Source organism: Microcoleus sp. PH2017_12_PCY_D_A, from assembly GCF_020738565.1.
Taxonomy (GTDB): Bacteria; Cyanobacteriota; Cyanobacteriia; order Cyanobacteriales; family Microcoleaceae; genus Microcoleus.
The window spans coordinates 1-6,383 of sequence record NZ_JAEQCI010000196.1 but is presented as its reverse complement, the minus strand read 5'-3'; the positions used below and the strand labels follow the sequence as shown (position 1 = coordinate 6,383).

The following is a 6,383-nucleotide window of genomic DNA, read 5'->3' as shown; positions in this document are numbered from 1 at the left end:
GGTTTCGGTGACTGGCGGGGTGAGTGTGGATGTCAGCCCGATACGTCTCGATATTAGCGGTTCGCCGAATTACGAAGATCCTTCAAAAAGCTCAATTTCGATTGGTGCTGGTGCAGAAATTCCAGGTGGGGTTTTAGGCGTTAGCGGGGGAGTCACGATTAATACGAGTACAGGTCAAGTTGAGGGAGGTAGTATTGGCGGTGAAGTCGTTGGAATCGGAATTAATATTTCTAAGTCTTCTGAAGGTGTAGGTGTCGGAATTTCGCTGCAAATTCCGTTTTCTCCAATTAGCTTTGAAATTGGATTTGAGTTTCCTGGTGAGAAAGAACCAACACCAACACCAACACCAAAACCAGTACCAACACCAAAGCCTGGAGATTTTAGCCCAATAATTCCTGTAGGAATGAATAGCACAGATTACTGCATGGTTTTAGTTGATGAGCTGATGATTCAAAGCGGCACAGATCTCGATCGCGCAACAGGCAAAGTTATTCGCACATACAACAACGGCGCAACCGCTTCACTTGAGATAAAAAATAAGCCAGATAAAATCAGCAGCCTAAATGAACTTGTTCCTTTAGTAACGGGAACTGTAAAGTCTTTTATTGAGGAAAATGTTTTCGCTGCTTCCTTGATTGGTCTTGTTGACTGTGTAAATTCTCCAGTAGGGAAAATGAATTATGAAGCGACATTACGCCCAAATTACTATCAAGCCAGATATTATCCGGGCGGCAGCGTTGGATATCCCATGACACCTGACAAAACAATCAGATCATCGGGGTTTGGAAATTTAACTTGCATCACTAGCAGTGGCACAGCAATCGGCAATGCTAATTCTTTTAACGGCCACGCTTGGGGTTTAGGAATTTTTGGAATCTTTTTTTTAGGTACTGAAAGTGCCATTGGAAAATACATTGCAGACGTAAATACATTCTTGGGGAATGAGGCAAAAGCAGAGTTTGACCGCTCCGGTAACACATCATTTCGTCAATGGATGGTGTCAGATGTCATTAAGGTGAGCAATCTTTTGCCTTTACCCGCGCCTCCTCTACCAAATCCACCACCTAGAACAGAAATGGACGAATGCTGTCGCGAATCAATTAAATTACTCAGACAAATTCACAAAGGCTTGGGGATGTCTAAGTTTCCCGGTGAACTCCCCAGCACAATTATTCAAGAAGTGGAAAAAGGCCGGCCAGCAGCAGAACCAGTTCAAGAAAAAATTGAGGATTTTGCCGACCTCTTGATGTGGATGTTTCAGCGGGATGACGAACGCTGGGGCCAGTGGCAAATTCAAATTGACGTAAAAGATACCGATTTGACAAAAGAAGGTGACCAAGACAAACAGATTAAATTTCCAAACTTGGCAGAATCAATAGCCGAAATGGAAGGGCAATTACTAAGCCTGCAAGCCAACGTAGCAGCTCTGGTAGCCATGTCAACCCGCAATCTCTGCGAGTCTGGAATGGGTCGGCAAGAAGCAATCAAAGCTTACCTGGCAAGCATGGCAATTGCTAAGTACATGAATTTCGCTTACAAAGAAACTGATATCGAAATTCCCTCAACGTTTACTCCTAAAGCTGAATCGATTCATGAACTCATCAAGGAAAGTATAATTCACGTTAAAGGTATCGAATACGAAGACAAAGAAACCCAACGAGATATTTTATTAGATTTATTGCAGGCAGCGGCAATTACTAGGGCGGTACATTGGCGGCAAGTCGATCCTAAAAAAGATATCAAATCACAAATTTTGGAATCAATTAAAGGAAGTGCCGATTTAAGCGAGAAACTAGAAAATCCCCTTGCTAAGGAAGACGATCCGAGTAAACCCAAGCATTTTAAAGATTGGGAAGACTTCCTCGATCAGGTAGAGGATGGATTTGGCTTTGAGACAGGAATCGAAAACGGGCAAACTCCCTACGGCAGGTCTAGAGACAGGAGGCCGCGCATCAGGCAAATTGGCGACAACATAGCTCAGGCAGGGAAACCAAATGGCTGATGCAATAAAAAAAATTGGTTTGGTTTTGCGCGATTTGGCTAGTCGCAAAATGCGGGAGTCTTCGACTGGTGGCAATATTATCCGCACTTGGTCGGCAAGCGCCACAACAACTTCTCAAGACAAAGGATTTTTAGAAACTATTTGGGACGGTGCGACGCAATTCGTCGGATTTCTGGTATCAGGAGTTGTTCAATTAATTTCGTTTAGTTGGACTAAGCTGTGGAGTTGGATTGTCGGTGGCGTTCAATTTATTGCCAATTTCAATTGGAATATTAGCGATGAGAGTATCGACAAACAAATTGAGGGTTTGTGGAATGCTTTCGGCGGCGTCTTGGGCGGTGCGGTAGGGCGGGCGATTGGCTGGATTGGCTGCGGTTTGGTTCCGGCTGCGGCCATTATGACTTTCAACGAAGCGCTCGCAACTCACTTACTAAAAGAAGTTGGCGAGCAAGCCTTGGACGAATTACTGGATGCCGCTAGTGAAGTAATTCAGGCTGGATTTAGGATGGGAGTGCAAGCTTCATTTTTGTGGCTTTACAAAAATGTTAGGGCTGCATTAAAGAATCCAGCAAACCCCCTAGGAATTGCTCTTAGAGGCTTTTTTGGAAGCGAAAAAATAGATAAATGGGGAACAGGGGAAAGTTGGACAATTGCAGGTGCTATTGAGAATGCAATTGAATCTATCCCCAATACTTTTTTGAGGAATTTTGTTGAGGAAGCTTGGGAGGAAGGAACGGAGGCTTGCATTGAAGCGGGTTATGCAGTTGCTGGCGGCATTGATGCTTGGCTGGCAATGCAGAAGGTGGCAAACAATTCGGTGCTCGGTGTCGATCGCACCATAGAAATTACTCCAGATAGATCGGTTCCCGACGAACGCATTGTCTTGTCTGGCCCTGAAGCCGTGATGAGGCCGACTGTGGTCAACGTCTTAGCAACTCATCAAATGCTGGGCAATCGTGACGTGGGAGTTCTTATCAATGGAACTCCTGTTGACGACTACGTGCGGCCGAACTTTCAGGAACGATACTTAATTATTGAATTTAAGGAAAAGCAGCAGCCGCCTTGGATCATGCCTGACGGCAAGCGAGCGCGCAAACGCCAAGTTACAATTCCCGATGTTAAACGGGGGCTGACTTGGGAAAAAATTAAGTTAGCGGCCAAACCATACAGCAGCGGTCAGCGGCTCGTGACATCGCAGCTCAACAACGGCCGTCAAATGCAGGTGTACGGCGCTACAGAAAATTCGGCTGTGCGAAAAATTGAAGAGCTGCTGGCGCTTTCCACTGCGGAAGTATTGACTAATGGAGTCCGTGAGTCTGGCTATGTGGATCCAACGCCACGCCGCACTGAGCAGCCTTACATTGTTTATCCGAGCAAGGCGGTGCTGGTGTGGCGCAAACGATCCGATGACTTGGAAGGGCGAACTGATTTGTCCGATCGCGTTTGGGACGAACAGAGGATCGAGTTTGACCTGTGGCCCGAGGAAGAACCCGTAGGTATTGAACCTCTGGGATGATGCTACTTGCTCGTCAAAAAATACTGTCGTTCCTTTTCTAGCTGCGATTGTACTTGGCTGACGGTTAGCCCAGTCTCCTTAGACAAACGATCGAGCAAATGCCCTTTTGGTCTGTAGGTGTATTTTTTGCCAAACCTTCCGGCGTGGCGCGTTAGCGCTCTTCGGCTGCGGGTACTAAGTTTTGGGTAAATAATTAAGTTCAAAATTGCTTTACAAAAATTTACAAAACCAACAAAAAGGTAATACGTGCAACCGCACAACCCTAGGGTTGTACATAACACTCTAACAGGCAAAACCTTTTACCTACAAGGGATTAAAGCGTTGACACTTTGAGTTAAAAGGATTTAAGTTGAAAGCGGAAACCAAAAACTCTAAATTTCAAACATATGTCAATTACCGTCGCTGCATTTAGCGTTAATTTACCGGCTGGCATTACCCTTGACCCAACAGCGTATCCGGCAACTTCACAAGCGATCAAAGTATTAATTGACGCATTGGATGCCTTTAATGCAGCCCAAGTAGCTTTTAACGCAACTGCTCCGGCAGGAACAGACGTATTAGCGCTTTCTGCGGGTCTTGGAAACGAACAATCAATTTTTTGGCCGCCCGGACAAACGACAACAACAGCGATTGTTCGCCCAAAAGTTTACACGTTGAGCAGCTTTCAGCAATCAACTGTTACTGAAGTTTATCCTTTGATTGGATAAACCACTTTTTAATTAATTTAGGCAACTAACAGCAGGTAAAAATGCCAAAAACAAATATTTACGGCGAGCGAAATCTTAGGGCTGTCACTATTTCTTTAGGAGCGGGAAACGCAGCTTATGTTTTCAAAATTAACGTAGATGCTTCTGAAGTTACGGAATTAGGGCAAGTAGATGCTTCTACTTTAGTGGCAGGCGGACCAGGGCTTCCTGTTATTGTTGGACTTGGAAAACGAGCTAGACCTAAAGCCGCTAGGCTTAAAAAGAAAAAAGAAGGTATTACTTCTTTGTGCTCCACCGGTTCAATTGCAAGCGCTTTAGCCACTAAAAAATGGCAAATTGCCAAAAGAGCTATATCTCAAGGGCGGGTTGCACAAAAATCAACAGCTTTTGGGACGGCTGTTCCTGGTGGAGCACTTGCAATAGGCAGTGTTCTTGTAGCCGTCCAAACTGCCGGATTAAATTGGGCTTGGAGAATGCCTGCTCAACAGTTCAATAAAATAGGTTCAGACGAAGCAACTGCATTAGGAATTACAATTCCCAATACAGACGCAGAATTTCGCAGGCTTTTGATCCAAGCAGATTTGCCCCGACCTGGCAGAGCTTTTAGGCAGATAAACACAACAGCAGCAACTTTAAAAGTTGAAACTTTTATTGCTGATGGGGCGACTTTACCTGAAGCCTGGACATCAAGCGGCTCTGCCCGAAAATTTGGAGATTAATTGATGATTTTATTGCCTCACCATCTTGAATATCACGAAACCCTAGCTGAATTGCCATTTTTTTACACTCAAATAGCGCAAAGCTCTAGCGAAACTTTGCATTTAATTCAAGATGGTAGTGGCTTATTTCAAATAGCTGACAACAAACGACTAGAAGACTATCTTTTTAGCGGGGAACTCGACGAACAAATAGAGTTTGTTGACGCCTATGAAGAGGTAGAAACAGACAACGAATGGAGTTTGAGTGACGAATGGCTTGGCTCACTTTAGGAACTTTAGACACTGCAAACTTAAATAGCTGGAATGCTACGGAGCTTTCAGCTATTGACCAAGATTTAATCTGACTGACGTACATTGCTACCGGTCTGGTATCAGATATTAAATCAAGGCTTTTGATTAGAAGGGTTTGGCAAATCGAAGGAGAACTGCCCGTTGAAGAAAAAGCGGTGGTAGTTTATCCATCTCCAAACAGAATCTTGCTTAATTTGCCAGTTTTGCCCGATTACATTGAATCGGGCTTAGCTACTTACAAAATTCAACTCAAACGGTATTTTCGGTTTCGCAGATCGGTAATTCAGGAACCGCGCTATTTTATTCGGGTTGAAGCAAGTTGATTTAAGTGGTTTATTCTGTTTTGTCGGGCGCAAATTCTAACTTAATGCTAACGCGAATTTTGCCTGTTACCCATCCACTCGCCCCAACTTTTAGTAAACTGCACCGAACTCCTGTTTTCGTCCAAAAATCAAATCCCGACCCAAATACATTGCTTTTCAAAAAGGTTGTGACAATTCCCAAAAAAGTTTGAGTTGTGTAGGTACTGTCACTACAAGAATAAAGTTTTGCTTCGGGTTCTAAAACGCAAAACACGTGGTTTTGCTCGTTCAGTGGATCAAATTGCGGTTCCATGGTTTTTATCTAGCAATACAATTCTAAAGTTTACAATGAACTTGACATCAAGTGTACTAACGGTTGACCTAGTTGTGCTTAGCGGCCTCATTGGGCTGATACTCTTAATTGGAAAAACATTAAATGATGTCCAAAAAGAAGCAATTGTTGCCGCTAAGGAATGGACACAAATAGAAGAGACTGTAAAGTTTTACGGGAAAAGGCTGGACAATATTGAAGGCTGGATTACTGGAAATTCTGGATTTAAGGAGCGGTAAAAATGCCCAGAATTTTTGCTAAAGCTTTGCTAGCAAATCCCAATTCAACTTTAGCGGAATTGGTTGACGCGCTAGTTAAACTGTCTCAGGACAAGGGTTATTTGCAAGGAAAAGAAGGTTTCAGTAAGACAATTTGCGAGACGGACTCTTTGATTGATGCGCTGCGCGATCGCATTTTACAAATAGCGAGCAAATAATTATGCACAAACTTGAATTTGCAATGCAGTTAAGACCTGCATTAGAGATTCTTTGGGGAAATTTAAAGCTGATTTATCC

At 43.8% G+C, this 6,383-nt stretch carries 9 protein-coding genes; 8 read left to right on the top strand and 1 reads right to left on the bottom strand.

Annotated features, from left to right (window positions below):
* The 6 genes from JGK39_RS32140 to JGK39_RS32115 form a co-directional block, all read left to right on the top strand.
* Positions 1-2,002: hypothetical protein (locus JGK39_RS32140; protein ID WP_293262071.1), on the top strand; the 2,002-nt coding region annotated here is incomplete at its 5' end.
* Positions 1,995-3,518 carry a hypothetical protein gene (locus tag JGK39_RS32135; RefSeq protein ID WP_293262068.1) on the top strand — a complete coding sequence of 508 codons (1,524 nt, stop codon included), beginning with the start codon at positions 1,995-1,997 and terminating at the stop codon, positions 3,516-3,518. The genes JGK39_RS32140 and JGK39_RS32135, both read left to right, overlap by 8 nt.
* A 386-nt stretch (positions 3,519-3,904) precedes the next feature.
* Positions 3,905-4,225, top strand: a complete 321-nt coding sequence (locus tag JGK39_RS32130) for a hypothetical protein (protein WP_293262065.1) — start codon at positions 3,905-3,907, stop codon at positions 4,223-4,225.
* Positions 4,226-4,266: 41 nt separating this feature from the next.
* Positions 4,267-4,944: a hypothetical protein gene (locus JGK39_RS32125; RefSeq protein ID WP_293262062.1), complete on the top strand. Its 678-nt coding sequence runs from the start codon at positions 4,267-4,269 to the stop codon at positions 4,942-4,944.
* 3 nt (positions 4,945-4,947) lie between these two features.
* The gene (locus JGK39_RS32120; RefSeq protein ID WP_293262059.1) at positions 4,948-5,214 is read left to right on the top strand and encodes a hypothetical protein; all 267 of its coding nucleotides are present in this window, start codon (positions 4,948-4,950) and stop codon (positions 5,212-5,214) included.
* Between the two features lie 122 nt (positions 5,215-5,336).
* A complete protein-coding gene (locus tag JGK39_RS32115) occupies positions 5,337-5,558 on the top strand; it encodes a hypothetical protein (RefSeq protein WP_293262056.1) in 222 nt (73 codons plus the stop codon).
* 10 nt (positions 5,559-5,568) lie between these two features.
* On the opposite strand, the gene JGK39_RS32110 is transcribed toward JGK39_RS32115, so the two are convergent.
* Positions 5,569-5,850 (bottom strand): KGK domain-containing protein, encoded by a 282-nt coding sequence (locus JGK39_RS32110; protein WP_293262053.1) that lies wholly within the window; start codon positions 5,848-5,850, stop codon positions 5,569-5,571.
* 35 nt (positions 5,851-5,885) lie between these two features.
* On the opposite strand from JGK39_RS32110, the gene JGK39_RS32105 reads away from it, so the two are divergent.
* Together JGK39_RS32105 and JGK39_RS32100 are read left to right on the top strand one after the other, a co-directional pair.
* Positions 5,886-6,107, top strand: coding sequence for a hypothetical protein (locus JGK39_RS32105; RefSeq protein WP_293262051.1), 222 nt, complete (start codon positions 5,886-5,888; stop codon positions 6,105-6,107).
* A 2-nt stretch (positions 6,108-6,109) separates the two neighbouring features.
* On the top strand, positions 6,110-6,304 hold the full coding sequence (locus tag JGK39_RS32100) for a hypothetical protein (protein ID WP_293262048.1): 195 nt from the start codon (positions 6,110-6,112) through the stop codon (positions 6,302-6,304).
* Positions 6,305-6,383: the final 79 nt, after the last annotated feature.

Bases quoted from the DNA above. Each gene is read 5' to 3' on its own strand.
- JGK39_RS32125 (WP_293262062.1), top strand. From the start codon at position 4,267: ATGCCAAAAACAAATATTTACGGCGAGCGAAATCTTAGGGCTGTCACT.
- JGK39_RS32105 (WP_293262051.1), top strand. From the start codon at position 5,886: ATGAACTTGACATCAAGTGTACTAACGGTTGACCTAGTTGTGCTTAGC.
- JGK39_RS32130 (WP_293262065.1), top strand. From the start codon at position 3,905: ATGTCAATTACCGTCGCTGCATTTAGCGTTAATTTACCGGCTGGCATT.
- JGK39_RS32100 (WP_293262048.1), top strand. From the start codon at position 6,110: ATGCCCAGAATTTTTGCTAAAGCTTTGCTAGCAAATCCCAATTCAACT.
- JGK39_RS32120 (WP_293262059.1), top strand. From the start codon at position 4,948: ATGATTTTATTGCCTCACCATCTTGAATATCACGAAACCCTAGCTGAA.
- JGK39_RS32135 (WP_293262068.1), top strand. From the start codon at position 1,995: ATGGCTGATGCAATAAAAAAAATTGGTTTGGTTTTGCGCGATTTGGCT.
- JGK39_RS32110 (WP_293262053.1), bottom strand. From the start codon at position 5,850: ATGGAACCGCAATTTGATCCACTGAACGAGCAAAACCACGTGTTTTGC.